This is a genomic window from Halobaculum sp. D14, from assembly GCF_051195135.1.
Classification (GTDB): Archaea; Halobacteriota; Halobacteria; order Halobacteriales; family Haloferacaceae; genus JBNTKA01.
Window position 1 is genome coordinate 113,184 of record NZ_JBNTKA010000002.1, and the last position, 26,564, is coordinate 139,747.

The window sequence follows — 26,564 nt, forward strand, 5'->3', positions numbered from 1 at the left end:
CCGGCGAAAAGGTCCTCGCTTTGCCGCGCAGTGCCGCCGGCCGACTGCCGCGCCGCTCGACGGCGACACCGCTGGGCCTCGAACGCGGTGCCGCCGCGCGGTCGGCGGGACGTTTATGCGCTGCGCGACGGTATCACGGACGATGCCCCGGCTGAGTTCGGCGGCCGGCGGCGCGGCGCTCGCGGCCTGCGGGACCGCGCTGGCGGCGGTTCACGCCGTCCACGCGACCCAGATGCCGTTCGTCGCCGGGCTGTTCGAGGCGTGGGCGCCGCTCGTCGTCGCCGTCGGCGTCGCGGGCTACGGCGTCTGGCTGGCGTGGAGCGGCGCCGACCGCGTCAAGGTGCGGGCGGTGCTCCGCGGCGCGGCCATCGGCGTCGCCGTGATGCTGGTCGTGTTCGTCTGGACGGAGGGGCACCGAATCCTGACGGGCGCCGAAATCGAGCACCTGCCGTTCGTCGTCGCGAACGTCCTGACCGCCGGCATCGCCGTCGGCGTCGTGCTCGGCTCGTACGACGCGCGGTCCCAGCGGGAGCGACGCCGCGCGGAGGCGCTGTTCGCGAACCTCCCGAACCCGGCGCTGTACGTCGAACGAACGCCGAAGGGCCGCCGCGTCGAGGAGGTGAACGAGGCGTTCTGCACGACGTTCGGGACGACCGAGTCGTCGGTCGGCGGCCCGCTGGACGACTGTTTACCGCAGCCGGCGCCGGAGTCGCAGCCGCTGTCGGCGGTGCTGACGAACGACTCGTGGACCCGGTTCCGCTGCGCCGCCGCCGGCGGCCCGGGCGTCCGCGAGTTCGTCGTGACCGCCGCGCCGGGCGGCCAGCCCGGCCACGAGTTCGTGCTGCTCGTCGACATCACCGACGAGGGCCGCCGCGAACGCCGGCTGTCCGTGCTGAACCGGGTGCTGCGCCACGACGTCCGCAGCGCCGTCAACGTCATCGTCGGCCACGCCGAGCAGCTCGCGCCGCCGGACGACCCGCACCGCGAGGTCATCGAGACGCGCTCGGAGGTGCTGGTCGACCTGAGCCGCCGCGCGCGCGACCTCGACCGGCTGCTGTCGGGCGAGACGCCGTCGAGCGTCGTCGACCTCCGCGACCTCGTCGAGCGGCACGTCGACACCTTCGCCGCGGACGCGCCGAGCGTCTCGGTCGACTGCGACCTGCCGGACGACCCGGTGCTGTTCCGCGACAACGGCCTCGTCGGGACGGCCGTCGACGAACTGTTCGCGAACGTCCGCGAGCACGCCGGGCCGTCGCCGTCCGTCACCGTCAGCGTCACCGTCGACGGCGACGCGGCCCGGCTCAGCATCGCCGACGACGGCCCCGGCATCCCCGAGAGTGAGCGCGCCGTGTTGAGCCGCGAGGAGGAGACGGAACTGGACCACGCCAGCGGCGTCGGCCTCTGGTTCGTCACCTGGGTCGTCTCGGACCTCGGCGGCGACGTCGAGGTCGCGGTCGACGACGGGACGACCGTGACGCTGGTGCTGCCGCTCGCCGCGGACGCCGCCGCGGACGACGCCGCCGGGCCGCTGGCCGCCTCGGCGGGCCGCCGCGGCTACCCCGAGCGCGTCCCGCTCGACTCGGCTGGCGGTGCGGACAGCGGCGTCATCGACGCGGACGGCGGTGGCGACGTCGACGACGCGGACGGCGGCGACGTCGAGGACGACGTGGTCAGCGGCGGAAACGTCGACGAGGGCCGCGACGGCGACGTTGACGGCGACGACGCGGGCGCTGGTGCGGACGGGGACGCCGGCGGCGACGCGGAGTCGCGCTGAGCGGCGGCGCAACGTTCGCCGCACCGAAACGGTTTAAGCGGCTGGAGACGGTACCATCGTTCGTGATGCCTGACGCCGTCGTTCCCGCCGGCCGCTGCCCGGAGCGACGCGTCCGAGTCCCGCGACGGGCCCTTTAGGCCCTACTCAATTTCTTCCCCCGATTGCTGGCGGACGATTCACTCGATAGGGACGCTGAGCGTGCGGTATATCGTTAAATTACTAATTCTAAAACGCTGAATTTAAGGGTGTGTGCCGGGCAGTACCGGTAATGACACGCGTGGCACTTGCGTTCAGTGGCGGACTCGACACGACCGTCTGCGTCCCGCTGCTCGAAGAGGAGTACGGCTACGACGAAGTCGTCGGCGTCACCGTCGACGTCGGCCAGCCGGCCGAGGAGTTCGCGGAGGCCGAAGAGACGGCCGACGCGCTCGGCCTCGAACACTACGTCGTCGACGCCCGCGAGGAGTTCGCGGCGCTCTGCATGGAGTCGGTCCGCGCGAACGCGACCTACCAGGGCTACCCGCTCGGCACCGCGCTCGCCCGCCCCGTCATCGCCGAGAAGATTCTCGACGTCGCCGACGAACACGACTGCGACGCGCTCGCACACGGCTGCACCGGGAAGGGGAACGACCAGCTCCGGTTCGAGGCCGTCTGGCGCGCCTCCGACAAGGAGGTCATCGCGCCGGTCCGCGAACTCGGCCTCACCCGCGAGTGGGAAATCGACTACGCCGCCGAGAAAGACCTGCCCGTCGAGGGCGGCAACGAGGGCGCGTGGAGCATCGACACGAACCTCTGGTCGCGCTCCGTCGAGGGCGACGACCTCGAAGACCCGACGTACGTGCCGCCGGAGGACATCTACGACTGGACCGAGACGCCGGGCGGCACGGAGGCCGAGCTCGTCGAGGTCGGCTTCGAGGACGGCTACCCGGTGTCGCTGAACGGCGACGCGGTCGACCCGGTCGACCTCATCGAGGAGCTGAACGACCTCGCTGGCGCGCACGGCGTCGGCCGCACCGACATGATGGAAGACCGCATGCTCGGCCTGAAGGTCCGCGAGAACTACGAGCACCCGGCGGCGACCGTGCTGCTGACGGCGCACGAGGCGCTCGAACAGCTCGTCCTCACGAAGTCCGAGCGCGACTTCAAGCAGACCGTCGACGAGGAGTGGGCCCAGCAGGGCTACAAGGGCCTCGTCGACACGCCGCTGATGACGTCGCTCGAAGGGTTCCTCGAGGCGAACCAGTCGAAGGTCACCGGCACCGTCACCGTGAAGCTGCAGGGCGGACAGGTCCGGCCGGTCGCCCGCGACTCCGAGTTCGCCGTCTACTCCGAGTCGGCGGCGTCGTTCAACACGGAGACCGTCGACGGCATCGAGCAGGCCGACGCCACCGGCGTCGCGAAGTACCACGGCTTCCAGGAGCGGCTGGCGAACGCGGTCGCCGCCAACGCCGCGACGGACGCCGACGCACAGCCCACCGCCACCGACGGCGGCAGCGAGGAGTAACGACGGATGACCGACGGCGACGACGCTGGCGAGGGCCACGCCGGCGACGGCAGCGCTGACGACGGTGACGGCGGCCGCGGCGGCAGCGACGCGGACACCGTGGTGCGCCGCGACCGGTTCGCGGGCGGCCCCGCGCGGTCGTTCCTCTCCAGTCTCGCCGCCGACCGCCGCATCTTCGACGCGGACCTCGCCGTCGACCGCGCGCACGTCGTGATGCTCGCCGAGCAGGGCGTCGTCGCGGACGACGACGCCGCGGTCATCCTCGCGGCGCTCGACGACGTCGAGGCCGCGGGCCACGGCGACCTGCCGGACGGCGAGGACGTCCACGAGGCCATCGAGTCGGCGGTCGTCGACCGCGTCGGCCCCGCCGGCGGCCGGATGCACACGGCGCGCTCGCGGAACGACGAGGTCGCGACGTGCATCCGGGTCAGGCTCCGCGAGGACTTGCTGGACGCCGCCGAGGCGACGCTGACGCTCCGCGAGGCGCTGCTGTCCGCGGCGGCCGAGGAGGCCGAGACGGTGATGCCGGGGTTCACTCACCGGCAGCCGGCGCAGCCGACGACCGCCGGCCACCTGCTGGCGTCGTACGCCTGCGCGCTCGAACGCGACACGGCGCGGCTGCTCGACGCGTACGACCGGACGAACCAGTCGCCGCTCGGCGCCGCCGCGTTCGCCGGCACGCCGTTCGACGTCGACCGCGAGCGCACCGCCGACCTGCTCGGCTTCGACGGCGTCGTCGAGAACGCGACCGACGCGGCGACCGGCCGGGACTTCCTCACGGAGTCGGCGGCGTCGCTGGCGTCGCTCGCCGCGACGCTCTCGGGGCTCGCCACCGACGGCGTCGAGGCCGCGAAGGACGGCTACCTCGTCCTCGACGACGACTACTCTTCGACCTCGTCCATCATGCCGCAGAAGGTGAACCCGGACACGCTGGAACTGGTCCGGGCGGTGTCGGGCGACGCGGTCGGCGACCTGACCGCGCTGCTGACGACGCTGAAGGGGCTGCCGCGGGCGTACAACCGCGACCTGCAGCGCGCGACGCCGCACGTGTGGGACGCCGTCGACGACGTCTCGGAGGCGACGGAGGTCGCCGCCGGCGCCGTCGCGACCGCCGAGTGGGACGAGGCGGCGTGTGCGGCCGACGCGGGCGCCGGCTTCTCCACGGCGACCGGCGTCGCGGACGCGCTCGCGATGGCCGGCGTCCCGTTCCGCACCGCGCACGAACTCGTCGCGGAGGCGGCCGCCGCCCTCGACGCCGGCGGCACCGCGGCCACCGGGAGCGACGACGGGGACGGCGCGGGCGGCGTCGACGCGGAAACGCTGGCCGCAAATCTTGACGCGGCCGCTGAGGAGGTACTTGGGGAGTCCGTGTACGAACACGTGAGCCGCGAGGAACTGCAGTCCGTGCTCGATCCCGCCGGGAGCGTCGCCTCTCGCGACTCCCGCGGCGGGCCGGCGCCCGACGCGCTGGCGGACTCCCTCGCGCGCATGGAATCGACGTACGACGACCACGCCGCGGCGGTGACCGCGCGCTACGAGGCGCTCGACGCCGCGGCCGACGACCGCGAGGAGGCGGTTGCCGACTATGTCTGAGCCGACCCGGCGGCGCTCGCGTCCGCTCCCGCGACGGCGACCACGGCCGCGACGACGAGCGACGGCGCCGCGACCGGCGCCGCGTCCACGACGGCCGGGGATTCCGACCCCGCCGCCGGCCCGTCCGGGCCAGCGAACTACTCGGGTTTCGGATACTCGGTCCGAATCCAACGGCGCGACGGTTTCTCCCCTTCGATAGCGCCGACGCCGTCATTATTTTTCGCTGACAATATCGACGGATTCAAGTCCGTTAGCGGGATACGTGGAGGTACAGCATGACCGAAGCCGAATGCGTCGAGTGTGGGGCGACAGTGACCCTGCACGACGACCTGGAGACCGGAGAGATCATCGACTGTGACACCTGCGGCGCCGAACTGGAAGTCGTCGACGTCTCCCCGCCGGTCCTCGAGCGAGCCCCGGAGCTCGAAGAGGACTGGGGGGAGTGAGATGAAGTTCGGTATCCTCTACTCGCGCATCCGGAAGGACGAGAAGCTGCTGCTGTCGGAGCTCCGCGACCGCGGCCACGACGTCGAGAAGATCGACGTCCGCTCCCAGCGGTTCGGGCTCGACGGGAGCGGCGGCGCGCTCGACTGCGACCTCGTCGTCGACCGGTGTCTCGCGACGTCGCGGTCGCTGTACGCCACGAAGTTCCTGCGGCACTACGGCGTCCCGGTCGTGAACGCGCCGGAGACCGCAGAGACGTGCGCGAACAAGGTGAAGAACACGCTCGCGCTCGACGCCGCCGACGTCCCGACGCCGAACACGGAGGTGACGTTCACGGTCGACGCCGCGCTCGAATCCATCGAGTCGTTCGGCTACCCGTGCGTCATCAAGCCCGTCATCGGCTCGTGGGGACGGCTCATGGCGAAAGTCGAGTCGCGCTCGGCCGCCGAGGCCATCCTGGAGCACAAAGAGACGCTCGGCCACTACGAGCACAAGGTGTTCTACGTCCAGGAGTTCGTCGAGAAGCCGGGCCGCGACATCCGCGTGCTGGCCTGCGACGGCGAACCGGTCGCCGCGATGACGCGCAGCTCCGACCACTGGCTCACCAACGCCGCGAAGGGCGGCGAAACCGCCGCGTTCGACGTCGACGACGAGGTCGAGTCGCTGGTGAAGGCGGCGAGCGACGCCGTCGGCGGCGGCCTGCTCGGCATCGACCTGATGGAGACCGGCGACGGCTACACGGTCCACGAAGTGAACCACACCGTCGAGTTCAAGGCGCTCACCGACGCCGTCGACGTCGACGTCCCGGCGGCGGTCGTCGACTGGCTCGAACTGAAAGCGGACGTCGCCTCCGGGGTGGCGCAGGCGCGATGACGCTGACCGCCTCGGTCGTCGGCGGCTCCGGGTTCACCGGCGGCGAACTGCTGCGGCTCCTCGTCGGCCACCCCGAGTTCGCGGTGGCGCAGGCGACGAGCCGCGAGTACGAGAACCGCACCGTCGGCTACGTCCACCCGAACCTCCGCGACCTCGACCTCCGGTTCACGTCGCCGGAGGACCTCGAGTCGGTGGACGTGCTGTTCGCGGCGACGCCGCACGGCGTCTCGATGCAGCACGTCGACGAGTTCCGCGACGCCGCCGACCTCGTCGTCGACCTGTCGGCGGACTTCCGGCTGCCCGAGGCGGACGCGTACGACGAGTGGTACGACGGCCACGTCGCGCCCGACCACCTCGCGGACGCCGAGTACGCGCTGCCCGAACTGAACCGCGAGAACCTCCCCGGCGCCGACCTCGTCGCCGCCGGCGGCTGCAACGCGACCGCGACGCTGCTCGCGATGAAGCCGCTCGTCGACGCCGGCGTCGTCACCGCCGACGACCGCGTCGTCGTCGACGTCAAGGTCGGCTCGTCGGAGGGCGGCGCCTCCGGCGGCAAGGCGTCGTCGCACCCGGAGCGCTCCGGCGTCGTCCGGCCGTACGCGCCGACCGGCCACCGCCACGAGGCGGAACTGGAGGCGTACCTCGGACTGTCGACCGCGTTCACCGTTCACGCCGTCGACATGACGCGCGGCGCGTCCGCGACGTGCCACGCGTTCCCCGCCGACGCCGTCTCGAAAGGCGACCTGTGGAGCGCGTACCGCGACGCCTACGACGACGAGCCGTTCGTCGACCTCGTCGCCGGCGGCGGCGGCGTCTACCGCTACCCGGAGCCGAAGTCGGTCGCCGGGACGAACCGCGCCGAAGTCGGCTTCGCGCTCGACCCGACGAACGGACGCGTCGTCGCCTTCTGCGCCATCGACAACATGATGAAAGGCTCGGCCGGGCAGGCGGTCCACGCCGCCAACGTCGCGCTCGGCTTCGACGAAACCGCGGGCCTCGAACAGCTGGGGCTGCACCCCGTGGGTGCGCCGTGACCGACGCCCGCACCGACGGCGGCGAGCAGCCGCCGGTCGTCGTGAAACTCGGCGGCGCGCGCGCCGTCGACCCGGCGGGGGCAATCGGCGACGTCGCCCACCTCGTCGCGAACGGGCGGCGCGTCGTCGTCGTCCACGGCGGCTCCACCGCCGTCGACGACCTGCTCGCCGACCTCGGCCGCGACCCGGAGTACGTGGAGACGCCGAGCGGCGTCACCGGCCGGTTCACGGACGAGGCGACGATGGAGGCGTTCGAGATGGCGCTGCCCGGGAAGCTGAACACGGAGATGGTGGCGGCGCTGCACGGCGCCGACGTCGACGCCGTCGGGCTGTCGGGCGTCGACGGCGGCCTCGTCACCGGCCCGCGGAAGTCCGCGGTCCGCGTCGTCGAGGACGGCAAGAAGAAGATTCGCCGCGGCGACCACTCCGGCGTCCCGAAGGCGGTCAACGACGCGCTGTTGACGACGCTGCTCGACGACGGCTACGTCCCCGTGGTCTCCCCGCCGATGCTCGGCGAGGAGAGCGACGGCGACGTGACGCCCGTCAACGCCGACGCCGACCGCGTCGCCGCCGCGGTGGCGGGAGCGGTCGGCGCCGAACTCGTCGTCCTGACCGACGTCGCCGGCGTCTACGCGGACGCCGACGACCCGGACACGCTCATCGACGCCGTCACCACCGCCGCCGAGTTCGCGGACCTCGAAGCCGCCGCCGAGGGGTTCATGACGCGGAAAGTGATGGCGGCGAAGGAGGCGCTGGAGGGCGGCGCGGTCTCCGTCCACGTCTCCGACGCGAACGCCCGCGACCCGATCGTGGCGGCGCTCGACGGCGCCGGCACCCGCATCGACCGCGCCGCGGTCGTCGACGGCGACGCCGACGACGCGACGGAGGTGGAGCAGTGACCGACCGGTCAGTCGACGACGCGGCCGGCGGCGACACACCCGACGACGCCGCTGGCGTCGCCCCGCGCGACATGTCAGCGGCGGCCGTCGAGGGCGCCGGCGAGGGGTTCGTGTTCTCGGAGAAGCCCATCGAACTGGTGTCGGGCGACGGCGTCCACCTGACGGGCGCCGACGGCACCGACTACCTCGACTTCGGCGCGAGCTACGCCTGCGCGCCGCTCGGCCACTGCCCGCCCGGCGTCGTCGACGCCGTCCAGGAGCAGGCCGCCGAACTGCTGTACGTGCAGGGGTCGTACCCGGTGCGGGCGCGCACCGAACTGTACGACCGGCTCGGCGCCGTCGCGCCCGGCGACATCTCGAAGGTGTGGCTGTGCAACTCCGGCACCGAGGCGAACGAGGCGGCGATGAAGTTCGCGCGCTCGGCCACCGGCGACCAGAAGGTGGTCGCGACGAAGCGCGCCTTCCACGGCCGCACGCTCGGGTCGCTCGCGATGACCTGGAAGAAGCAGTACCGCGAGCCGTACGAGCCGGTCGCCGGCGGCGTCGAGTTCGTCGATTACGGCGACGTGGACGCGCTCGCGGACGCCGTCGACGACGACACCGCCGCGGTGTTCCTCGAACCCGTGCAGGGCGAAGGCGGCGTCAACCCGGCGACGGCGGAGTACCTGCGGGCCGCCCGCGACGTCACCGCCGACGCCGGCGCCGCGCTGGTGCTCGACGAGATTCAGACCGGGCTCGGCCGGACCGGGACGCTGTGGGCCTGCGAACAGGCCGGCGTCGTCCCGGACGCGCTCACCACCGCGAAGGGGCTCGCCTCCGGGCTGCCGATGGGGGCGACGCTCGTCGCCGACTGGCTCGCCGAGGACGCCGGCAACCACGGGTCGACGTTCTCCGGCGGCCCGGTCGTCTCCGCCGCCGCGAACGCGACGCTGACCGAACTGGTCGAACGCGACCTGCCCGGTCACGCCGCCGACGTCGGCGACTACCTGCGGACCGAACTGTCGGCCGCCGTCGACGCCCACGACCTCCCGGTGCGCGAGGTCCGCGGCGAGGGGCTGCTCGTCGGCGTCGAAGTGAAACGCGGCGCGAACGCGATGCTGCGCGACTTCGCGCTCCAGCACGACATCCTCGCGCTGCCGGCGGGCCGCAGCGTCCTCAGGCTGCTCCCGCCGCTCGTCGTCGAGGAGCGCCACGTCGACCGCGTCGTCGACGCCTTCGTCGAGGTGCTCGGTGAATGACGCCGAACGCGGACGCCGCGGGCGACGCGGACGGCGCGGGTGACGCGGACGGCGCAACTGACGCGGACAGCGGAGGCGACGCCGCCGACTACCACGACGCGCTCGACACCGAGGGCCGCAGGCTGCTGTTCGACCTCGTCTCCACGCCGTCGCCGTCGGGCGAGGAGGAGGCGGCGGCCGAACGGCTCGCCGCGTTCTTCGAGGCGCACGGCCGCGACGTGTTCGTCGACGACGTCGGGAACGTCCGCGCGCCGGCCGACGACGCCGTGCTGCTCACCTCCCACGTCGACACCGTCCCGGGCGAGATTCCGGTGCGGATCGAAAGCGAAGCGGACGGTGACGGCGCCGACGACGAAGCGCCCGACGGCGGCCCCGTGCTGTGGGGCCGCGGCAGCGTCGACGCGACCGGCCCGCTCGCGGCGATGGCCGTCGCGGCCGTCGAGACCGGCGTGTCGTTCGCGGGCGTCGTCGGCGAGGAGACCAGTTCCCGCGGCGCCCGCCACCTCGTCGCGGACCGCGACGAGCCGGACGCCGTCGTGAACGGCGAGCCGTCCGGCTGGGACGCCGTGACGCTCGGCTACCGCGGCTTCCTCGCAGGCACCTACGTCGTCACCAGCGAGTCCGGCCACACGTCCCGCCCCGACCCGAACGCCATCGAACACGGCATGAACTGGTGGCGCCGCGTCGAGTCCGCCTTCGAGGCGGACGACTACGAGGCCGTCTTCGAGCAGGTGACGACGAAGCCGGTCGGCTTCGACGGCGGCCTCTCCGAGGACGGCCTGTCGATGGAGGCGACGATGGACGTCCAGTTCCGCGTCCCGCCGTCGCTCGAACCGGCCGATGTCCGCGAACGCGCCGACGCCGAACTCGACGAGGGGACGGTCCACTGGGAGGAGCCGATTCCGCCCGTGATGACCAGTCCGCGCAGCGACGTCGCCACCGCGTTCCGCGCCGCCATCCGCGACGTCGGCGGCGACCCGCGGCTCCTCCGGAAGACCGGCACCGCCGACGTGAATCTGTACGCCGACGCCTGGGACTGCCCGATGGCGACGTACGGCCCCGGCAACTCCGAACTCGACCACGCGCCAGACGAACGACTCCCGCTCGCGGAGTTCGACCGCGCAGTCGACGTGCTGTGTACGGTCAGCGAGCGCTTCCTCGACTCATGAGCACGAACCCGACCGCGTCCGAGACAGGCCCGTCCGACGACTTCCCGGCCGACTTCCTCGACGTCGACGACCTCACGGCCGCCCAGCTCGACGCCGTACTCGACCGAGCCGAGGCGCTGAAAACCGGGCGGGACGCGACGACGCTGCCGCGGACGACGCTCGCGATGCTGTTCGAGAAGCCGTCGACGCGGACCCGCGCGAGCTTCGAAACCGGGATGACGCAGCTCGGCGGGCACGCCATGTTCCTCGGCCCCGACGACATCCAGCTCGGCCACGGCGAGCCGCTGAAGGACACGGCGCGGGCGCTCGCCGGCTACGCCGACGCCATCATGGCGCGCACCTTCGACCACGGCGACGTCGAGACGCTCGCCGAGTACGCGGACGTCCCGGTCGTCAACGGCCTCACCGACGAGGCCCATCCGTGCCAGACGCTCGCCGACCTCCTCACGATTCGCCAGGCGTTCGGCGGCCTCGACGACGTGTCGGTCGCGTGGGTCGGCGACGGCAACAACGTCGCCCGGTCGTTCGCGGTCGGCTGCGCGCTCGCCGGCGTCGACCTGACGGTCGCCACGCCGGACGGCTTCGGCCTCGGCGACGACGTGCTCGACCGGTGTACCGGCCTCGGCGCGGCGCCGACGCTCGCCGACGGCCCCGCCGACGCCGTCGCCGACGCCGACGTCGTCTACACGGACGTCTGGGTCAGCATGGGCCAGGAGAAGCGCCGCGAGGAGAAGCTCCCGGCGTTCGACGGCTACCAGCTCAACGAGGCGCTGCTCGCCGGCACCGACGCCGACGTCATGCACTGTCTCCCCGCCCACCGCGGCGAGGAAATCACGGACGACGTCATCGAGTCGGACCGCGCGCTCGTCTGGGAGCAGGCCGAAAACCGGATGCACGCCCAGAAGGCGCTGCTGGTCGAACTCCTGACCTGACCTGACCTGACCTGACCTGACCTGACCTGACCTGACCTGACCTGACCTGACCTGACCTGACTCCGCCCGCCGACCCGGCGGTTCCCGTCACAGTTTTTATCGTTCCGTCGCGTCACCGACGGAGCATGGACCGCCGAACCCGGGTGGCGCTCACGGCCGTGATTCTGTTCGCGGGCGCGGTGCTGCTGTTCGGGCTGACGGTGTACCCGTTCCAGTACGGCCCGGTGAAGAGCGCGCTCGTCGCCGCGGGGTTCGTCGCGCTGGCCGCGTTCGAAACCGTCCTCGACGACACGTCGTTTTAGCGTCGCCGCGGTTCGGCGCAGCCGGCTACGGCTCCGGCGGCTGGCCGTCGTAGGCGTCGTGGTCGGTGTAGAAGTTCAGCATCGCGAACTTCAGTTTCTCCGGGCCGATGTCGACCAGTTCCTCGCGCTCCTCCCGCGGGAAGGCGTCCCGGACCGAGTACTTCCCCATGTCGGCGGACGTGTAGCGCTTGTCGAGCAGCAGCCGGACGCCGAAGTCGTCGGGCGACCGGATGACGCGGCCGAGCGCCTGCCGCGTCTTCCGAATCGTCGGGATTTCGACGGCGTACTCCCAGCCGGCGTCCCGCGAGCGGTCGGCGAACGCGCGGTCGTAGGCGTCCTGCACCGCCTCCATCCGCTCGGAGAGCCGCGGGTACGGGACGCCGACGACGGCGACGGTGCGGGCGTCGTCGTCGTCGAAGCTGACGCCCTCGGCGAGCGTCCCCCACAGCGACGTGAACAGCGCGGCGTCGTCGCTGTCGACGAGGCGCGTCCGGAGCTGCTCGGTGTCCTGGCCGGAGCCGTCGAGCAGCAGCGTGCCGAGTTCCGGGTCGCCGGCGAGCAGTTCGTGGTACCGCTCGGCCTCGCCGTACGACGGGAAGAACAGCAGCGTGGAGCCCGGCGTGAACCGGACGGCGTCCGCGAGCGTCGACGCCACCGTCTCCTGGGTCGCCGGGTCGTCGCGCTCGGAGGCGAACAGCGCCGGCGTCGCCACCGAGTACGTCCGGCGGTTCTCCTCGGGGTACTCCATGCCGTACGCGAGCGTCGCCGGGTCGGTCAGCCCGAGGACGTCCTTCGTGACGTCGAACGGGCGGAGCGTCGCCGACATCAGCACCGACGCGTACACCTCGCCGAACAGCTCCTCGGTGACCTCCCGCGGGATGCAGGTGTACAGTTCGGCGCGGCCGTACACCTCGTCGGTGCCGGCGTCCCGGCGGACCGAGACGACCGGGTGCTGGCCGAGTTCGGCGCCGCCGTCCATCCACGCCGAGACGAAGCCGGCGGCCTGCAGCGTCTGGCACTCCCGGCGCGTCGTCGCCTCGCCGTTCTTGTAGGCGTCCTCGTAGTCCTCGTCGAGGCTGCGGCCGAGCTGCAGCGCGAGGTCGCACTCGGCGCGGATGCCGCTGCCCTCGTAGCGGTCGAGGAACGCGAGCGTCAGGTCGTCGCGCCGGTCGTCGTTCGCGATGGAGACGTCGGTCCAGTTCTCGCCGACTGACTCGCGTTCGCCGTAGCCGAGCCGGTCGTCGTACGTCGCCCGGAGCGCCTCCGCGAACGCGCGGAGGACGTTCTCTGCGGGCTCGGCGCGGGAGTCGTCGGTCTCGTCCAGCTCGTTCAGCGCGGCGTCGAGCGTGTTCTCGGTGAGGCTCTTCGAGGCGTGGTCGCGGGCGGCGTCCTCGACGTTGTGCGCCTCGTCGAACACCGTGATGACGTCGTCGGGGTCGCGGTCGAGCCACCGGAAGAACTGCTCGCGGATGGTCGGGTCGAGCAGGTGGTGGTAGTTGCAGACGACCAGTTCGACGTTCTCCATCCCCTCTTTCAGCAGCTCGTAGCCGCAGAAGCCGCGGCTGCCGGCGTACTCGTACACCTCGTCGGGGGTGCGGACGTCGTCGAACAGCCACGAGAAGAACTCGTCGGTGTCGCCGGTGAGGTTGTTGTAGTAGTAGTCGCAGGTGTTCGTCGCCTCCTCGATGTCGTCGTCGAGCGCGTCGAGCTCCTCGGCGACCGCCTGCCGCGCCTCCGCCGCGGAGCCGTCGCCGTCGTCGCGGAGGTCGTCGGTGAGCTGCTCCATCCGCTCTTCGAGCTGTTCGCGGTCGGCCTGGTCGTCGACCAGCGACCGCGTCGTATCCCGGAGCGTCTGGCACTCCTGGTAGTCCACGTCGATGTGGCACATCGAGGACTTCCCGCGGAACACCGTCGCCCGAATCGGCTCGACGGCGTTGATGGCGCGGGCGTCCTCGACGAACTGCCGCATCTGCTGGTGGACGTTCGTCGTGATGACCACCGTCCGGTCGTGTTCGCGGGCGTGGCTCAGCGCCGGGACGAGCGCGGACAGCGTCTTCCCGGTGCCGGGCGCCCCCTCGAACAGGACGTCCTGGCCGCGGGCGAGCGCGTTGTCGACGCGGTCCATCGCCTCGCGCTGGTTCGGGTACGGCTCCTCGTACGGGAAGAACCGCAGGTGGTCGTCCGTCGTCGACACACGTCTCCTACTGCCTCACGGGATTTGAAGGTGCGGAAAGCACGGTGAATCTGAAACCCGGATTCGTCGCCGTGCCGGCGCGAGGCGTGCGTCGCCGCCGAATCCGGCCGGACGTCGCTGACTTTTTCGCCGCCGACCACGTTGACGGCGATATGAGCGACACCGACGCCAACGACGCCGGGGCGGGCGACGACTCCGGCTTCGACAAGGAGGCAGAGCGCGAGAAACTCCGCGAGAAGTACGAGCAGGACCGCGAGAAGCGCGAGTCCACCCAGCGGATGAGCGAACTGCTGCTGCAGGGCGCGACGATGACGAACAAGCACTGTGACGCCTGCGGCGACCCACTCTTCCGGCAGAACGGCGAGGAGTTCTGCGCGACCTGCGACCAGCCCGGGCAGGGCGGCCAGCAGCCGGCCGACGGGCAGGCCGCCGGCGAACAGGCAGGCCAGCAGCAGCCGGCGCAGGCGGGTCAGCAGTCCGCTGGTCAGCAGCCGGCGCAGGCGGGTCAGCGGTCAGGTGGCCGGGGGACCGGCTCCGAGCGGCAGCCGAACTCGGCGCCGACGCAGCCGGGCGCTCGGGGCGACGACGCGGCACGGCGGCCCGCCGAGCCACGGCAGGCGGCGACTCGGTCGGTCGACGTCGGGGCGTCGACGCGCGGTGACGCCGCGGATTCGGCGGGGACCGCCGGCGGCGACGCGGGAAGCCTCGACGGCGCGCGGGACGCGCTGGTGACGGCGCTCCGGCGGCACGCGCAGGCCGGCGCGGACGCGTCGGACCCGCGGACGGCCAGCGACCACCTCGACGCGGCGCGGGAGGCCGCCGAGGCGCTGTCGGCGCTGCGCCGGTGAGCGGCCTTCTCCCCGCGCCGCCGCGGCGTCGCTGCGGCCTGAACTGACCGCCGGAACCGTTATTTCGTCGCCGCCGCCCTGCTTCTGCATGGACGTCCTCGCCGCCGTCGACGGCTCCGAGAACAGCATGCGCGCGCTCCGGTTCGCCACGGAGTTCGCCGCGCGCTACGACGCCGCGCTCCACGTCGTCCACGTCACCGACCAGCGAACCGAGGCGACCGAGCGCATCCTCGCCAGCGCCGAAGCCGTCCTGGAGGAGGCGGACGTCGACTCGGACGTGGAACTCGCCGTCGTCACGGAGATGGCGGTGCCGACGGCGCGCGCCGCCGGGAAGGAGCTGCTCGACCTCGTCGCGGACGAGGGGTTCGACCACGTCGTCGTGGGCCACCACGGCGCCGGCCGCGTCGAGCGCGCCATCCTCGGGAGCGCCAGCGAAACCGTGGTTCGCGGCACCACCGTCCCGGTGACCGTGGTCCCGTGAGGCGGCGTCGGCGCCGCCCGTCGCCCGCTATTCGGGGTAGTCGCTGCCGACGACGTCGCGGATGCGTTCGGCGGTGACCTCGCCGACGCCGGACACCTCCAGCAGGTCGTCCTCGCGGGCGGTCATCACGGCTTCGACGGTGCCGAAGTGTTCGAGCAGCGCCCGAGCCGTCACCGGGCCGATGTCGGCGATGGCGCTGACGACGTACTCCTGCTGCTCCGGCAGCGTCTTCGCGGCCTTCTCGCCGTGTGCGGACACCTCGCGGTCGTTCGTCTCCTGTTCGCGCTTCGCGATGACCTCCAGCAGGTCCGCGGTGTCCGCCTGGTCTTCGGTGCGGAGCACGGACGCGTCGAAGTCGATGGCGAGCGCCGAGAGCGCGCCGCGGACCGCGTTCGGGTGGACGTTGCGTTCGCCGTACAGGTCGTCGCCCTCGACGACGACGACCGGCCGGGCGTACGCCCGCGAGAGGTCGCCGACCTGCTCGAACATCGACCGGTCGCCGCCGACGAGCGTGTCGAGGAAGTCGGCGACGGACTTCCGCTCGACGGCGACCCGGTCGGACAGCACGTAGTCGCCGACCGCCAGCGTCTCCAGCCGCGTCGTCACGCCGTCGCGCGTCGACAGGTCCCGCGCGATGGTCGACTCCAGTTCGCGCTGGTCGATGACGATCTCCGTCCCGTCGACGTCGCCCGCGGTCGCGACGACGCTGTCCTCGGAGCTGTCGTCGGATTCGGCGTCTTCGGCTTCTGCGTCCGCTGCGTCGCCGTCGCCGCTGGAGTCGCCGTCGGAGTCGCCGTCGTCGTCCGGGCCGTCGTCGTCGACGTCGGCCGAGAAATCAGCGAGCCCCGGCTGCGTCTCCGAGCCGGCGCCGGCCGCGGTGTCAGCGCTGGCGCCGGTGTCGTCGTCGGCTGCGTCTGTACCCGCTTCTGCGGCGCCGTCCGCGTCGCCGTCGAAGTCGTCGAGGCCGGCCTGGCCGTCGCCGTCGAGGTCGGCGCTCACCTCGTCGGCGACGCCTTTCAGTTTCCGGAGTTCGTCCTCCATCTGCTGTTCCTTCCGGCGGCTAATCCAGAAGTACGCCTCGTCGCGGGTGTCGTTCGCCATCAGCACGACGACCTCGCCCTCGTCCTGCCGGCCGGTCCGACCCTTCCGCTGAATCGACCGAATCGCGGTCGGCACCGGCTCGAAGAACAGCACGAGGTCGACCTCCGGGACGTCCAGCCCCTCCTCGGCGACGGAGGTGGAGACGAGCACCTCGAACTCGCCGGCGCGGAAGGCGTCCAGCGTCTCCTGCTGTTGCGTCTGGGTCATGCCGTCGCTGCCCTCCTTGTCGCCCTGCCCGACGAACCGCCGGGTGTCGAACGACTGCGAGAGGAACTCGGTGAGCGCCTCGGCGGTGTCGCGCGACTCCGTGAACACGATGACGCGCTCGCCGCCGCCGATGCCGAGCGTCTGCGCCAACAGCACCCGGGTCTGCCGGAACTTCGGGTGGAGGTCGTCGAACGCCTCCGCCTTCCGCATCGCCTCGCGCACCTTCGGCTCGGCGACCAGCCGCTGGCTCGCCTTCGACGCCCCCGACGACTGCGCGGCGTTCCGCTGCCGCTCGAAGTACCGCCGGAGCGCCTCGACGCTCTGCGTCTCCACGAGTTCGACGGCGCGGCGGAGCTTCATCACCTCCGCGTGCGTCGACATCCCCTTGTAGGCGTCCGACTTCCCGGCGTCCATCATGCGCTGGAGCTCCGCGCGCATCTTGTTCAGGTCCGTCTGGGAGACGGACGGCTGGGTCGTACTGGAGACGCCGAGCGACTTCAGCTTCTCCAGGCGGTCGCTGATGACGTCGTTGAGCGCGTCCCGTATCTCGATGATTTCGTCGGGCAGGTCGATGCGCTCCCACTGGACGTCCGTGTCGTGGGTGTAGTCGGCGACATCGGAGTCGTCCTCGGTCATCACTTCGACCTGGTCGAGCCCGAGGTTCTCACAGACCACCCGTATCTCCTCTTCGTCGCCACCGGGGGAGGCGGACATGCCGGTGACGAGCGGCGACGCGGCGTCGGCGTGGTAGCGCTCGGCGATGTAGACGTACGCGTAGTCACCGGTGCCGCGGTGGCACTCGTCGAACGTGAGGTGGGTGACGTCGCGCAGCGACACGCGGTTGCCGACGAGGTCGTTTTCGACGACCTGCGGCGTCGCGATGACTATGCGGGCGTCGTCCCAGACGGCGGCGCGGTCGTCCGGGCTGACGTCGCCGGTGAACACGACGATTTCGTCGTCCGGGACGTTCAGCGCCTCGCGGTAGAAGTCGGCGTGCTGCTGGACCAGCGGCTTCGTCGGCGCGAGAAACAGCGCCTTCCCGCCGTCGTTGTGGAGGCGGTGTGCGGTGACCAGCAGCGACACCGTCGTCTTCCCGAGTCCGGTCGGGAGGCAGACGAGCGTGTGGCCGCGTTTCGCCGTGTCGGCGAGTTCGACCTGGTAGCGCCGCCGCTCGATGAACTGCGGCGACAGCAACGGATGGTCGACGTACTCCGTCTCGGGGTCGGCGGCCTCGGCCATCGGCGGGGCTAGGCCGTCATCGCGGGTAAACCTTCGCGAACCGCGGCGGAAGTGAAACGGCTCACTCGTCGGCTCGGTTGCCGGCCAGCCGGCGGTCCTCGCAGGCCCGCTCCGGCACCGACGAGTCCATGAGCGCCGCCCACTCCGGAATGTGACACTCCTGGGTCATCCTCAGCGTTGACATCACGAGCATCCGGCATAACCGTTTGGCTCGCACGACTCCGGGCTCCGGCCGGCGTCAGATGAGCTGTTCGCCGTCGTCGTCGTACAGTTCGATGGCGTCGACCGGGCAGGTGCGCGCCGCGAACTTCGCGTCGAGTTCGTCGCCCTCCGGGACTTCCAGCGAGAACAGGTCGTCGTCTATCTCGTCGGCGCCGGCGAGGTCCGCCTTGCCGTCGTCCATGTTCTTCTCGAAGGCGTCCCACTCGGCGACGCACTGGAACATCCCGACGCAGGTGTCGCGGTCAAACTCGATGTGCATACCGGACGGTTCGGCGGCGACGACGTAATGGCTTCGCCCGCGGCTGTCGCGGTCGGAGTCGTTGCTGTCGCGGTCGGGGTCGTCGCTGCGGCGGCCCGTCGACTCAGTCGGGTACTCCCAGCCCGCGGATTCAGCGGAGCAGCCGCGCGACGACGCCGCGGAGACCGGGCGCGACCGCGCCGTCCGGGACGAACGTGACGGCCGTGTCGCGGTCGATGCCGTCGTCGCCGCCGTTCTCGCCGGCCCAGCGGACGGCCGATTGCGTGGCGTTTCCGTCGCCGATGCCGCCGGCGACGACGTAGCCGTCCGGGGCGTGTACGACGAGTTCGTCCGCGCCGGGGTAGACGGTGCCCTCGCCGCCCATCGCGAGCGGCGGCGGGCTGCTGGCGTGGAACGCAGTGAACACGACTGCGCCGGCGCTCCGCACGGCGGCGTCGCGGCGCAGGTACGTGACGACGAGCGTCTCGCCGTCCATCCGGCTGGACACGGCGAACCGGTCGACGCGGTAGCCGACGACGTCCTCGATGACGGCGCCGCGCACCGTGTCGTTCCGGAGCGCGTCGGCGCCGTCGGTCAACTCCACGCGGGCGGTCCACCGGGTCGACGCGTTCTCGTACACCTGGACGGTCACGGCGGCGTGGCCGACTGCGACGTCGACGCCGTGTTCGGCCGCGGTCGCGGTCAGGCGCTCCCCGCAGACGTCACACGCGGGCTGCGGCGGCGCGCGGGCGGCCGCCGGTGTCGACGCGGCGGCGACGACGAGCAGGAGCGCGACCAGCGCGACGCTCCCGACCGTTCGGGCTCCGTTGGAGGGCATCGACTCCGGATTGTGCGCCCCGTGACAAGTATGTTCGTGCGGTGGCGGCGGCGCGGACGGGCAACTGTTTTGCGGCGCGGGGCTGACCGGCTACGCATGAAATCGGATTCGGGCGGCGAAGCGGCGAAGCGCGCGGCCGGCGTGGCCGCCGCCGACGAGGTGGAGCCGGGCGCGCTCGTCGGGCTCGGAACCGGGAGCACCGCGGCGCACGCCATCCGGCGGCTCGGCGAGCGCGTCGCCGACGGCCTCGACGTAACCGGCGTCACCACCTCCTACCAGTCGCGGCAGCTCGCGCGGGACGTCGGCGTCCCGCTGGAGTCGCTCGACGCCGTCGAGTCGGTCGACGTCGCCATCGACGGCGCCGACCAGGTCGCGGCGGACGCGAACGCGCTCGTGAAGGGCGGCGGCGCGGCGCACGCCCGCGAGAAAATCGTCGCCGGCGCCGCCGACCGGTTCGTCGTCGTCGCCGACGACACCAAGCTCGTGGACGCGCTCGACTTCCCGGTGCCGGTGGAGGTGCTTCCGGACGCCCGCTCCACCGTCGCCGCCGCGGTGCGGGACGCCGGCGGCGACCCGGCGCTCCGCGCGGCCGAACGGAAGGACGGCCCGGTCGTCACCGACAACGGGAACCTCGTGCTGGACTGCGAGTTCGGCGGCGTCGACGACCCCGCGTCGCTGTCGGCGACGCTGTCGGCGACGCCGGGCGTCGTCGACCACGGCTTGTTCGTCGACCTGGCGGACGCCGTCGTCGTCGGGTCGGCGGACGGCGCCGCGGCTACGCGGACGCTCAAATAACGGGAGGAAAACTACCTGGTTACAGGTCGCGCGGCTGGACCGTCTTCCGGTCGTTCGCCTCGGCGCGGCGGGCGGCGTCGTCGAGCAGCTCCGCGACTTCCTCGTCGAGCGCGTCGTAGAAATCCGACGCGACGTTCTTCTCTTCCAGGTACTCCTTGACGGCTGCCTTGACGATGAGGTCTGCCATGCAGCCGGGATTTTCTCCGCCCTCCATATAAGATTTCCCAAGTTCGCCGCTCACGAAGGGGTGAGGCGGCCGTTCGCGGGGGTCTAGGGGGTGAACTTTTATGGTGTTCCCTATCGACGCCGGCAAGTCACCCCGCTCCGTCCGCCCCGGTATGCGCGAGACGCTCGACCGGCTTCACGCCGGCGAACTCACGCCCGCGGAGGCCGAAGCGCGGCTCCGCGGCTACGCCACGTCGACGGCGGGCAGGCTCGACGCCGCCCGCGACCGCAGACGCGGCGTCCCCGAAGGGATTCTCGCAGAGGGGAAGACGCCGGCGGAGACCGCCGCGATGGCGTCGACGTCGCTCGAAACGACCGGCCGGGCGCTCGTCACCCGCGCCGACGACCGCACCGTCCAGCGGCTCCGGACGTACCTCGCGGAGTCGCACCCCGACGCCGACGTCGACGTCGACACCCGCGGCGGCACCGTCGTCGCTCACGCGCCGGGCTACGACCCCGAATCCGTGGACGCCGACGTGCTCGTCGTCACCGGCGGCACGTCCGACGCGCCGGCCGCGCGGGAGGCCGCGACCGTCGCGCGGGAGGCCGGGCCGCGCGTCGAACTGGTCGAGGACGTCGGCGTCGCCAACATCGACCGCGTCCTCGACGAGAAAGACCGGCTCAGAGGCGCGGACGCGCTCGTCGTCGCCGCCGGCCGAGAGGGCGCCCTCCCCACGGTCGTCGCCGGACTGGTCGCGGCGCCGGTCATCGCGCTCCCGACGTCGATCGGCTACGGCGCCGGCGGCGAAGGGCAGGCGGCGCTGCTCGGCGCGCTCCAGTCCTGCACGGTGCTGTCGACCGTGAACGTCGACGCCGGCTTCGTCGCCGGCGCGCAGGCGGCCCTCATCGCTCGCCGGGTGGCGGCCGCACGCGACGACGGCTGACCGCGTCGACTGGCGGACCGGCTGTCAGCGTCGACGCACCGAATCGCGCTGTATCCGCGGTGTGGCAAGGGTATATGTTGGATGATGCTGTATGGTGACACACCGGCACGGTGGATGCCGGACGACCATGCCACGCTGCGACCACTGCGGGTCGCACGTGTCGGACCGCTTCGCACGCGTCTTCACCGACGAACACGGTCGGTTGAACGCCTGTCCGTCCTGCTCGGCGAACGCGGGCATCGCCGAAGCGGCGCGACACCGGACCCGCGCAGACGACTGAACAACGCTGCAAGCACCCGACGACGCCGCGGCCGCCGCCACCGACCCGGTGCCCGGTGGTTCCCCCGGGCGGCGCGGCGACCCGCTTTTATTCGCGCCCGACGACCCACCGGCAGTGACCGATCACCACGTCTACGTCCTCGAATGCGCCGACGGGACGTACTACACCGGCTACACCACCGACGTGGACCGACGCGTCGCCGAACACGACGCCGGCGAGGGCGCGAAGTACACCCGCGGCCGCACCCCGGTCGAACTCCGCCACGTCGAGACGTTCGACTCCAAGTCCGCCGCGATGAGCCGCGAGTACGAACTCAAACAGCGCTCGCGCGCCCAGAAGGAAGCGCTCCTCGACGACTGACCACCCGCGCTACGCGGCAGGTCCACCGGAATCGTCGTCGCCGTCGCTATCGCCGCTGCCGCTGCCGTCGTTGCTGCCGCGGTCCGCGGCGGCGGTGACGGCGTCGCCCGCGGATTCGACGGCCGCGCCGGCGGCGACGACTGCGTCGCCGGCGACCGAGGTCGCCTCGGCGGCCGCGTCGACCGCGAGGTCGCCTGCGGCGTCGAGTTCCGCGGCGACGTCGCGCTCCGGGACCGGTTCGTCTGGCCGGTGGGCGAGGTAGATTCCGAGCGCGAGCAGCCCGCCGACGACGGCGCCGAACAGGAACAGCACGCCGACCGTGGCGCCCCAGAACGGCGCGTTCTCCACGCCGCGGGCGTCCGCGTCGCGGTACACCCAGTAGCTCACCGCGCCGGTCAGGAACGCGATGATGACGAGCAGGCTCGCCTGCATGCCGACGACGGCGTCGAGCGGAGCGGACATACCCGCGGCTTCGGCCGCCCGGAACAAGCCGGTCGGTGATTCGTCGGAGTCGCACGGGGCCCGTCGAACGCCGAGCCGGTCAGCCCGGCCGCTGCGGCGCCGAACTCAGCGAATCACGGCTCGCGGTTCGCGGTTCGCGGTTCGCGGCTCACGGCTCGCCGTCCCGGCGGTCGAGGTAGCCGTTGACGAGCAGCGGGAGGAGGACGCCGAGGCCGACGAGGACGGCGCCGCCGGCCCACGTCGGCGGGTTCGTGAGTTCGGCCAGCGCGAACAGCGCGACGACGGCGAGCGCGATGCACGCCACGATGACGGTGTTTTCGCGGGAGACCATGCGCGAACCCAGCCGCGACCGCCGGAAAACTGTTCCGACGGTCCGGGCGCTTCGACGACGCGCCGCAGAACTATTCAGGGGTGTCGAGGAACGGCGCTTTCGTCGCGGCGTAGTGGGCGACGCGGCGGCCGAGCGTGACGGTGCGGTCGTACGTCGGGTCGTCCGAGAGCGCGTACCGGGAGTCGGCGCCGATTCCGTCGCCGGCGTCGGGGTCGTCGCGGTCGTCGAACTTGTCGCTGGCGTTGCGGACGCCGACCTGGAGCGGCGGCACCCAGCCGTGGACGCCGCGGACGGTCGCACGCATGTGTTCGAGCGTCGCCTCGAACGACCCGCCGCCGGCGACGACGAACAGGCCGACGACGGTGTCTTCGTACTCGTCGTGCGAGCACCAGTCGTGGAAGCTCCGGAACGTCGAGGAGTACGAGCCGTGGTACACCGGCGAGGCGAGGAGGACGCCGTCTGCGGCCCGCACCCGTTCGAGCAGCGCGGCGACGTCGCCGGCCTCGGCGGCGTCGACGTCGGGGTGGTACAGCGGCACGTCGAGCGACGGATCGCCGAGGTCGATGAAGTCGGTGTCGGCGCCGGCGTCGGCCGCCGCGTCGAGCGCGTACCGCAGAATCGCCTTGCTGTAACTGCCGTCGCGCCGCGACCCGCAGACGGCGACGACGCGCGGGGAGTCCGTCATACCGTCGGATGGTCCACCTCCGACGAAAAGGCCGTCGGAACGCCGAGCGGCGCCGTCCGTCGACGTTCGGGCGGAGGGCGAGCCGTCGGTCGGGCGGCGGCCCGCCGCGTGCCACCCGGATTTTTCTTTCCGCCAGCCGACGACTCGGCCATGGACGCCATCTCGTTCGGAACCGACGGCTGGCGGGCGACGCTCGACCAGTTCACCGACGACCGGGTCCGCGTCGTCGGGCAGGCGGTCGCGGACTACCTCGCCGCCGAGGGCCTCGACGGCGAAGTCGTCGTCGGCTACGACGCCCGCCCCACCTCCGAGGGGTTCGCGGAGTCGCTCGCCGAGGTGCTCGCCGGGAACGGCTTCGACGCGGTGCTGCCGGAGCGCGACTGCCCGACGCCGGTGGCGGCGCACGCCGTCGTCCGCCGCGAGGCCGTCGGCGCGCTGATGGTGACGGCGTCGCACAACCCCCCGGAGTACAACGGCGTGAAGTTCATCCCGGCCGACGGCGCGCCGGCGCTCCCGGACGTCACCGAGCGCATCGAGGCGAACCTCCGCGAGCCGGAACTGGACGCCGACGCCGCCGGCGACGTGACCCGCGCGGACCTCGCGACGGGCCACGCGACGCACGCAAGAGACGTCGTGGCGGAGCGCGTCGGCGTCGACGACCTCGACCTGTCGGGCGTCACGGTCGCGTACGACGCCATGCACGGCAGCGGCCGCGGCGTCACCGACGCGCTGCTCGAAGCCGCCGGCGCCGACGTCGTCCGCCTGCGCTGTGACCGCGACCCCGAGTTCGGCGGGTCGCCGCCGGAGCCGTCCGCCGAGCACCTCGAAGCGCTCATCGAACACGTCGAACACGGCGACGCGGACCTCGGCATCGCCAACGACGGCGACGCCGACCGCCTCGCGCTCGTGACGCCCGGCCGCGGCTTCCTCGACGAGAACCTCTTTTTCGCGGCGACGTACGACCGCCTGCTCGACACCGACGGCGGCCCCGCGGTCCGCACCGTCTCCACGACGTTCCTCGTCGACCGCATCGCCGACGCGCACGGCGAAGACGTCTACGAGACCGCGGTCGGATTCAAGTGGGTCGCGGAGGCGATGGGCGAACACGACGCGCTGATGGCCGGCGAGGAGTCCGGCGGCTTCTCCGTCCGCGGGCACATCCGCGAGAAGGACGGCGTCCTCATGGCGCTGCTCGCGGCCGCCGTCGAAGCCGACGAGCAGTACGACGACCGCGTCGACCGGCTCGAAGCCGAACACGGCCGCATCGTCGCCGACAAGACCAGCGTCGACTGCCCGGACCACCTGAAAGACCGCGTCGTCGCCGACCTCGCCGACGAAATCCCGGAGGAAGTCGCCGGCCAGCCGGTCGCCGACGTCGTCACCGTCGACGGCTTCAAGCTCCTGCTCGCGGACGGCTCGTGGATGCTCGTCCGCCCCAGCGGCACCGAACCGAAGATGCGAATCTACGCCGAATCCGGCTCGCAGGCCCGCTCAGACGCCATCCTCGCCGCCGGCCGCGACCTCGTCGGGCCGGCCGTCCAGGCGGCCGAATAGCCGCGGCTCACCGTCGCCGTCGAGGTCCGCGTCGCCGTCCGCGTTGCTGTCGCGGTTTTGGTCGTCGCCGTCGCGGTCTGCGTCTCGTTCTTCGATGCGGAATCCGAGCGCCGCGTAGAACGGCCGGACGTCCGGCCGGAACTCGGCGGTGAGCGCGCCGTCGACGCGGTCGGCGGCGGCCGCAAAGAGCGCGCTGCCGACGCCCTGCCCGCGTCGCCGCCGGCGGACCGCGACCGCCTCCACGTGGGTGCCGTCGAGCACCAGCACGCCGAGCGCCGATTTCTCGCCGCCGTCTCCGTCACCGCTGCCGCCGTCCTCGGCGAGGAGCACCTCGCCGGCGGCGACCCGGCCGTCGAGGTCCGGCGGGACGTCGAGCAGCGCGGCGTCGACGAGCCGCCGCGCGTCCAGCGCGTCGTCGGCGTCGGCGACGCGGACGCGGACGGTCATCCGCCCTTGATGAGCCGGAGCACCTTCACGCGGGCCGCGTCGACCGCGCGGTCCTCCGGGACCGGGCTGCCGTCCACCAGCACCGTCACCTCGTGGGGCGAGTAGCCGACCTCGCGGCACACGTCGGCGTACGTCGCGTCGTCGGCGAGCGAGAGCTCCGCTGTGGTCTCGCCGACGACCTCCGCAGTCACGTCCATGGGCGACCTGGGCGCTGGAGCGAGTTGAGCGTTGTTCCCCGCGGGCGCGCCGCGACCGAGGCCGGCCGTCAGGACGCGGCCCCCGCGGCGGCGCCGAGGCCGACGAGCGCGAGCGCGGCGGCCACCGGCGGGCCGACCGCGGGAAGGGCGGCGACGACCGCGACGGCGACGACGACTGCCGGCGGCGACCCCGACACGGAATCAGGGAGTCGCGCGGTGACGGCGTCGGCTGCCGCGGTTTCGCCGACGGCGAGCGCGAACAGGACCGCGGCGGCGACGACGGGCGCGGCGATGCCGAGCAGTGGCAGGCCGACGAGCGACGCGGCGAGGGCCGCCGCGCCGACCGCGGCCGCGACGCAGACCGCGACGCCGCGAGCGGCGCTCCGAACCGGGCGGCTGCGGGCCCGCGCCGTGAGTCCGGGCGCGGCGGCGCCGACGTGGGGGAGCGCGACCGCGAGCGCGCCGGCGAGCAGCGGGACGAGGTGCGGGAGCCACCCGGCGAACCGGACGACCGGGCCGACCGGGCCGAGCAGCGAGTCCGTCTGGCGGACGGCGCCGGTGACGACGCCGCCGCGGTCGACGAGCTGGGCGTCGTACTCCAGGTCGCCGTCGACGCGCGCCGCGTCCGCGAGGACGACGCGGCCGCCGAGCACCGTCGCGTCGCCGGTCCGCCCGGCGATTCTGACGGTTCCGCCGCCGGCGTTCAGCCCGCCGACGTCGCCGCGGACGACCACGGTTCCGGCGTACGCCGTCACCGGCCCCTCGACCGTGCCGTCGACGACGACGCGGCCGCCGAACGCCTGGACGTTCCCGGTGACGACGGCGCTCTCGGTCAGGACGACGACGCCGCCGTACGCGCGGACGGTGCCGTCGACGGTGCCGGCGATGACGACGCGGCCGCCGGTCCCGGTGACGCGCCCCGTCGCGGTCTCGTTCGGCCCGAGCACGACCGACGTGAACGGCCCCGAGGGGAGCGCCGACCCGGTTCCGGTCCCGTTCGCTGCCGACTCGGCGTCCGGAGCAGCGGCGCTTCCGGCCGCTCCGCCGCCGACGCCCGAGAACGCCGCGGCGAGCAGCACCGCCGCCAGCACCCCCACGGTCAGCAGCGCCGCGGCGCCGGTGCGGGACGCGGCGCTGCTCCGGCCGGCCGTGTCCGCCGCTGTCTCGTCGGTGTCGGGCGGCACGCGCCGGCGTTTTCGGCGCGGTGGCATATG

General features: G+C 72.5%; 29 protein-coding genes. 18 read left to right on the top strand and 11 right to left on the bottom strand.

Annotation, left to right across the window (positions count from 1 at the left end):
- Nucleotides 1-142 precede the first annotated feature (142 nt).
- From ACQUST_RS06310 to ACQUST_RS06360, 11 genes are all read left to right on the top strand, one after another.
- On the top strand, nucleotides 143-1,774 hold the full coding sequence (locus ACQUST_RS06310) for an ATP-binding protein (RefSeq protein ID WP_435126422.1): 1,632 nt from the start codon (nucleotides 143-145) through the stop codon (nucleotides 1,772-1,774).
- Between the two features lie 268 nt (nucleotides 1,775-2,042).
- Nucleotides 2,043-3,278: an argininosuccinate synthase gene (locus tag ACQUST_RS06315; protein ID WP_435126424.1), complete on the top strand. Its 1,236-nt coding sequence runs from the start codon at nucleotides 2,043-2,045 to the stop codon at nucleotides 3,276-3,278.
- Nucleotides 3,279-3,284: 6 nt separating this feature from the next.
- The gene (gene argH / locus ACQUST_RS06320; protein WP_435126427.1) at nucleotides 3,285-4,871 is read left to right on the top strand and encodes an argininosuccinate lyase; all 1,587 of its coding nucleotides are present in this window, start codon (nucleotides 3,285-3,287) and stop codon (nucleotides 4,869-4,871) included.
- A 275-nt stretch (nucleotides 4,872-5,146) separates the two neighbouring features.
- Nucleotides 5,147-5,317, top strand: coding sequence for a lysine biosynthesis protein LysW (lysW, locus tag ACQUST_RS06325; protein WP_435126429.1), 171 nt, complete (start codon nucleotides 5,147-5,149; stop codon nucleotides 5,315-5,317).
- A 1-nt stretch (nucleotide 5,318) separates the two neighbouring features.
- Nucleotides 5,319-6,188 (top strand): lysine biosynthesis protein LysX, encoded by an 870-nt coding sequence (gene lysX / locus ACQUST_RS06330; protein ID WP_435126432.1) that lies wholly within the window; start codon nucleotides 5,319-5,321, stop codon nucleotides 6,186-6,188.
- Nucleotides 6,185-7,222 carry an N-acetyl-gamma-glutamyl-phosphate reductase gene (argC, locus tag ACQUST_RS06335; RefSeq protein WP_435126434.1) on the top strand — a complete coding sequence of 346 codons (1,038 nt, stop codon included), beginning with the start codon at nucleotides 6,185-6,187 and terminating at the stop codon, nucleotides 7,220-7,222. Before lysX ends, argC begins: the two co-directional genes overlap by 4 nt.
- Nucleotides 7,219-8,121, top strand: a complete 903-nt coding sequence (locus ACQUST_RS06340) for an acetylglutamate/acetylaminoadipate kinase (RefSeq protein ID WP_435126437.1) — start codon at nucleotides 7,219-7,221, stop codon at nucleotides 8,119-8,121. Before argC ends, ACQUST_RS06340 begins: the two co-directional genes overlap by 4 nt.
- Before the next feature lie 71 nt (nucleotides 8,122-8,192).
- Nucleotides 8,193-9,359 carry an aspartate aminotransferase family protein gene (locus ACQUST_RS06345; RefSeq protein ID WP_435128141.1) on the top strand — a complete coding sequence of 389 codons (1,167 nt, stop codon included), beginning with the start codon at nucleotides 8,193-8,195 and terminating at the stop codon, nucleotides 9,357-9,359.
- Nucleotides 9,356-10,528: a [LysW]-lysine hydrolase gene (locus ACQUST_RS06350; protein ID WP_435126439.1), complete on the top strand. Its 1,173-nt coding sequence runs from the start codon at nucleotides 9,356-9,358 to the stop codon at nucleotides 10,526-10,528. Before ACQUST_RS06345 ends, ACQUST_RS06350 begins: the two co-directional genes overlap by 4 nt.
- Complete coding sequence (argF, locus tag ACQUST_RS06355) at nucleotides 10,525-11,460, top strand: ornithine carbamoyltransferase (RefSeq protein ID WP_435126442.1); 936 nt, start codon at nucleotides 10,525-10,527, stop codon at nucleotides 11,458-11,460. The genes ACQUST_RS06350 and argF overlap by 4 nt, the downstream gene beginning before the upstream one ends.
- A 125-nt stretch (nucleotides 11,461-11,585) precedes the next feature.
- A complete protein-coding gene (locus ACQUST_RS06360) occupies nucleotides 11,586-11,762 on the top strand; it encodes a hypothetical protein (protein WP_435126444.1) in 177 nt (58 codons plus the stop codon).
- Nucleotides 11,763-11,787: 25 nt separating this feature from the next.
- On the opposite strand, the gene ACQUST_RS06365 is transcribed toward ACQUST_RS06360, so the two are convergent.
- Nucleotides 11,788-13,956: an ATP-dependent DNA helicase gene (locus tag ACQUST_RS06365; protein ID WP_435126447.1), complete on the bottom strand. Its 2,169-nt coding sequence runs from the start codon at nucleotides 13,954-13,956 to the stop codon at nucleotides 11,788-11,790.
- A gap of 152 nt (nucleotides 13,957-14,108) precedes the next feature.
- Here ACQUST_RS06365 and ACQUST_RS06370 point away from each other — a divergent pair, with 152 nt between their 5' ends.
- Both ACQUST_RS06370 and ACQUST_RS06375 read left to right on the top strand, forming a co-directional pair.
- The gene (locus ACQUST_RS06370; RefSeq protein WP_435126449.1) at nucleotides 14,109-14,804 is read left to right on the top strand and encodes an Sjogren's syndrome/scleroderma autoantigen 1 family protein; all 696 of its coding nucleotides are present in this window, start codon (nucleotides 14,109-14,111) and stop codon (nucleotides 14,802-14,804) included.
- 88 nt (nucleotides 14,805-14,892) lie between these two features.
- A complete protein-coding gene (locus ACQUST_RS06375) occupies nucleotides 14,893-15,285 on the top strand; it encodes a universal stress protein (protein WP_435126451.1) in 393 nt (130 codons plus the stop codon).
- Between the two features lie 27 nt (nucleotides 15,286-15,312).
- Here ACQUST_RS06375 and ACQUST_RS06380 read toward each other — a convergent pair whose 3' ends face one another.
- The 3 genes from ACQUST_RS06380 to ACQUST_RS06390 all read right to left on the bottom strand — a co-directional run bounded on the left by ACQUST_RS06380 (nucleotide 15,313) and on the right by ACQUST_RS06390 (nucleotide 19,130).
- Nucleotides 15,313-17,832, bottom strand: a complete 2,520-nt coding sequence (locus ACQUST_RS06380) for a DEAD/DEAH box helicase (protein WP_435126454.1) — start codon at nucleotides 17,830-17,832, stop codon at nucleotides 15,313-15,315.
- 238 nt (nucleotides 17,833-18,070) lie between these two features.
- Nucleotides 18,071-18,313, bottom strand: coding sequence for a ferredoxin (locus ACQUST_RS06385; protein WP_435126456.1), 243 nt, complete (start codon nucleotides 18,311-18,313; stop codon nucleotides 18,071-18,073).
- A gap of 130 nt (nucleotides 18,314-18,443) precedes the next feature.
- On the bottom strand, nucleotides 18,444-19,130 hold the full coding sequence (locus ACQUST_RS06390) for a hypothetical protein (RefSeq protein WP_435126458.1): 687 nt from the start codon (nucleotides 19,128-19,130) through the stop codon (nucleotides 18,444-18,446).
- A 96-nt stretch (nucleotides 19,131-19,226) separates the two neighbouring features.
- Here ACQUST_RS06390 and rpiA point away from each other — a divergent pair, with 96 nt between their 5' ends.
- A complete protein-coding gene (rpiA, locus tag ACQUST_RS06395) occupies nucleotides 19,227-19,925 on the top strand; it encodes a ribose-5-phosphate isomerase RpiA (RefSeq protein WP_435126460.1) in 699 nt (232 codons plus the stop codon).
- A 19-nt stretch (nucleotides 19,926-19,944) separates the two neighbouring features.
- On the opposite strand, the gene ACQUST_RS06400 is transcribed toward rpiA, so the two are convergent.
- Nucleotides 19,945-20,112: a DUF1931 domain-containing protein gene (locus tag ACQUST_RS06400; protein ID WP_435126463.1), complete on the bottom strand. Its 168-nt coding sequence runs from the start codon at nucleotides 20,110-20,112 to the stop codon at nucleotides 19,945-19,947.
- A gap of 151 nt (nucleotides 20,113-20,263) precedes the next feature.
- Here ACQUST_RS06400 and larB point away from each other — a divergent pair, with 151 nt between their 5' ends.
- From larB to ACQUST_RS06415, 3 genes are all read left to right on the top strand, one after another.
- Nucleotides 20,264-21,034 (top strand): nickel pincer cofactor biosynthesis protein LarB, encoded by a 771-nt coding sequence (larB, locus tag ACQUST_RS06405; protein WP_435126466.1) that lies wholly within the window; start codon nucleotides 20,264-20,266, stop codon nucleotides 21,032-21,034.
- Nucleotides 21,035-21,161: 127 nt separating this feature from the next.
- Nucleotides 21,162-21,314 (top strand): DUF7563 family protein, encoded by a 153-nt coding sequence (locus tag ACQUST_RS06410; RefSeq protein ID WP_435126469.1) that lies wholly within the window; start codon nucleotides 21,162-21,164, stop codon nucleotides 21,312-21,314.
- Nucleotides 21,315-21,428: 114 nt separating this feature from the next.
- A complete protein-coding gene (locus ACQUST_RS06415) occupies nucleotides 21,429-21,674 on the top strand; it encodes a GIY-YIG nuclease family protein (RefSeq protein ID WP_435126471.1) in 246 nt (81 codons plus the stop codon).
- Between the two features lie 9 nt (nucleotides 21,675-21,683).
- Here the strand turns inward: ACQUST_RS06415 and ACQUST_RS06420 are convergent, their stop codons facing one another.
- From ACQUST_RS06420 to ACQUST_RS06430, 3 genes are all read right to left on the bottom strand, one after another.
- Nucleotides 21,684-22,136, bottom strand: a complete 453-nt coding sequence (locus ACQUST_RS06420; RefSeq protein ID WP_435126473.1) for a hypothetical protein — start codon at nucleotides 22,134-22,136, stop codon at nucleotides 21,684-21,686.
- Nucleotides 22,137-22,284: 148 nt separating this feature from the next.
- Nucleotides 22,285-22,467 (bottom strand): hypothetical protein, encoded by a 183-nt coding sequence (locus tag ACQUST_RS06425; protein ID WP_435126476.1) that lies wholly within the window; start codon nucleotides 22,465-22,467, stop codon nucleotides 22,285-22,287.
- Nucleotides 22,468-22,537: 70 nt separating this feature from the next.
- On the bottom strand, nucleotides 22,538-23,152 hold the full coding sequence (locus ACQUST_RS06430) for an NADPH-dependent FMN reductase (RefSeq protein ID WP_435126477.1): 615 nt from the start codon (nucleotides 23,150-23,152) through the stop codon (nucleotides 22,538-22,540).
- A gap of 150 nt (nucleotides 23,153-23,302) precedes the next feature.
- Here ACQUST_RS06430 and ACQUST_RS06435 point away from each other — a divergent pair, with 150 nt between their 5' ends.
- The gene (locus tag ACQUST_RS06435) at nucleotides 23,303-24,706 is read left to right on the top strand and encodes a phosphoglucomutase/phosphomannomutase family protein (protein WP_435126480.1); all 1,404 of its coding nucleotides are present in this window, start codon (nucleotides 23,303-23,305) and stop codon (nucleotides 24,704-24,706) included.
- Here the strand turns inward: ACQUST_RS06435 and ACQUST_RS06440 are convergent.
- From ACQUST_RS06440 to ACQUST_RS06450, 3 genes are all read right to left on the bottom strand, one after another.
- On the bottom strand, nucleotides 24,644-25,153 hold the full coding sequence (locus tag ACQUST_RS06440; protein WP_435126482.1) for a GNAT family N-acetyltransferase: 510 nt from the start codon (nucleotides 25,151-25,153) through the stop codon (nucleotides 24,644-24,646). The two genes, ACQUST_RS06435 and ACQUST_RS06440, sit on opposite strands and share 63 nt — an antisense overlap.
- Nucleotides 25,150-25,350, bottom strand: a complete 201-nt coding sequence (gene samp2 / locus ACQUST_RS06445; RefSeq protein ID WP_435126485.1) for a ubiquitin-like small modifier protein SAMP2 — start codon at nucleotides 25,348-25,350, stop codon at nucleotides 25,150-25,152. The genes ACQUST_RS06440 and samp2 overlap by 4 nt, the downstream gene beginning before the upstream one ends.
- A gap of 68 nt (nucleotides 25,351-25,418) precedes the next feature.
- The gene (locus ACQUST_RS06450) at nucleotides 25,419-26,534 is read right to left on the bottom strand and encodes a bactofilin family protein (RefSeq protein ID WP_435126488.1); all 1,116 of its coding nucleotides are present in this window, start codon (nucleotides 26,532-26,534) and stop codon (nucleotides 25,419-25,421) included.
- Between the last annotated feature and the right edge of the window lie 30 nt (nucleotides 26,535-26,564).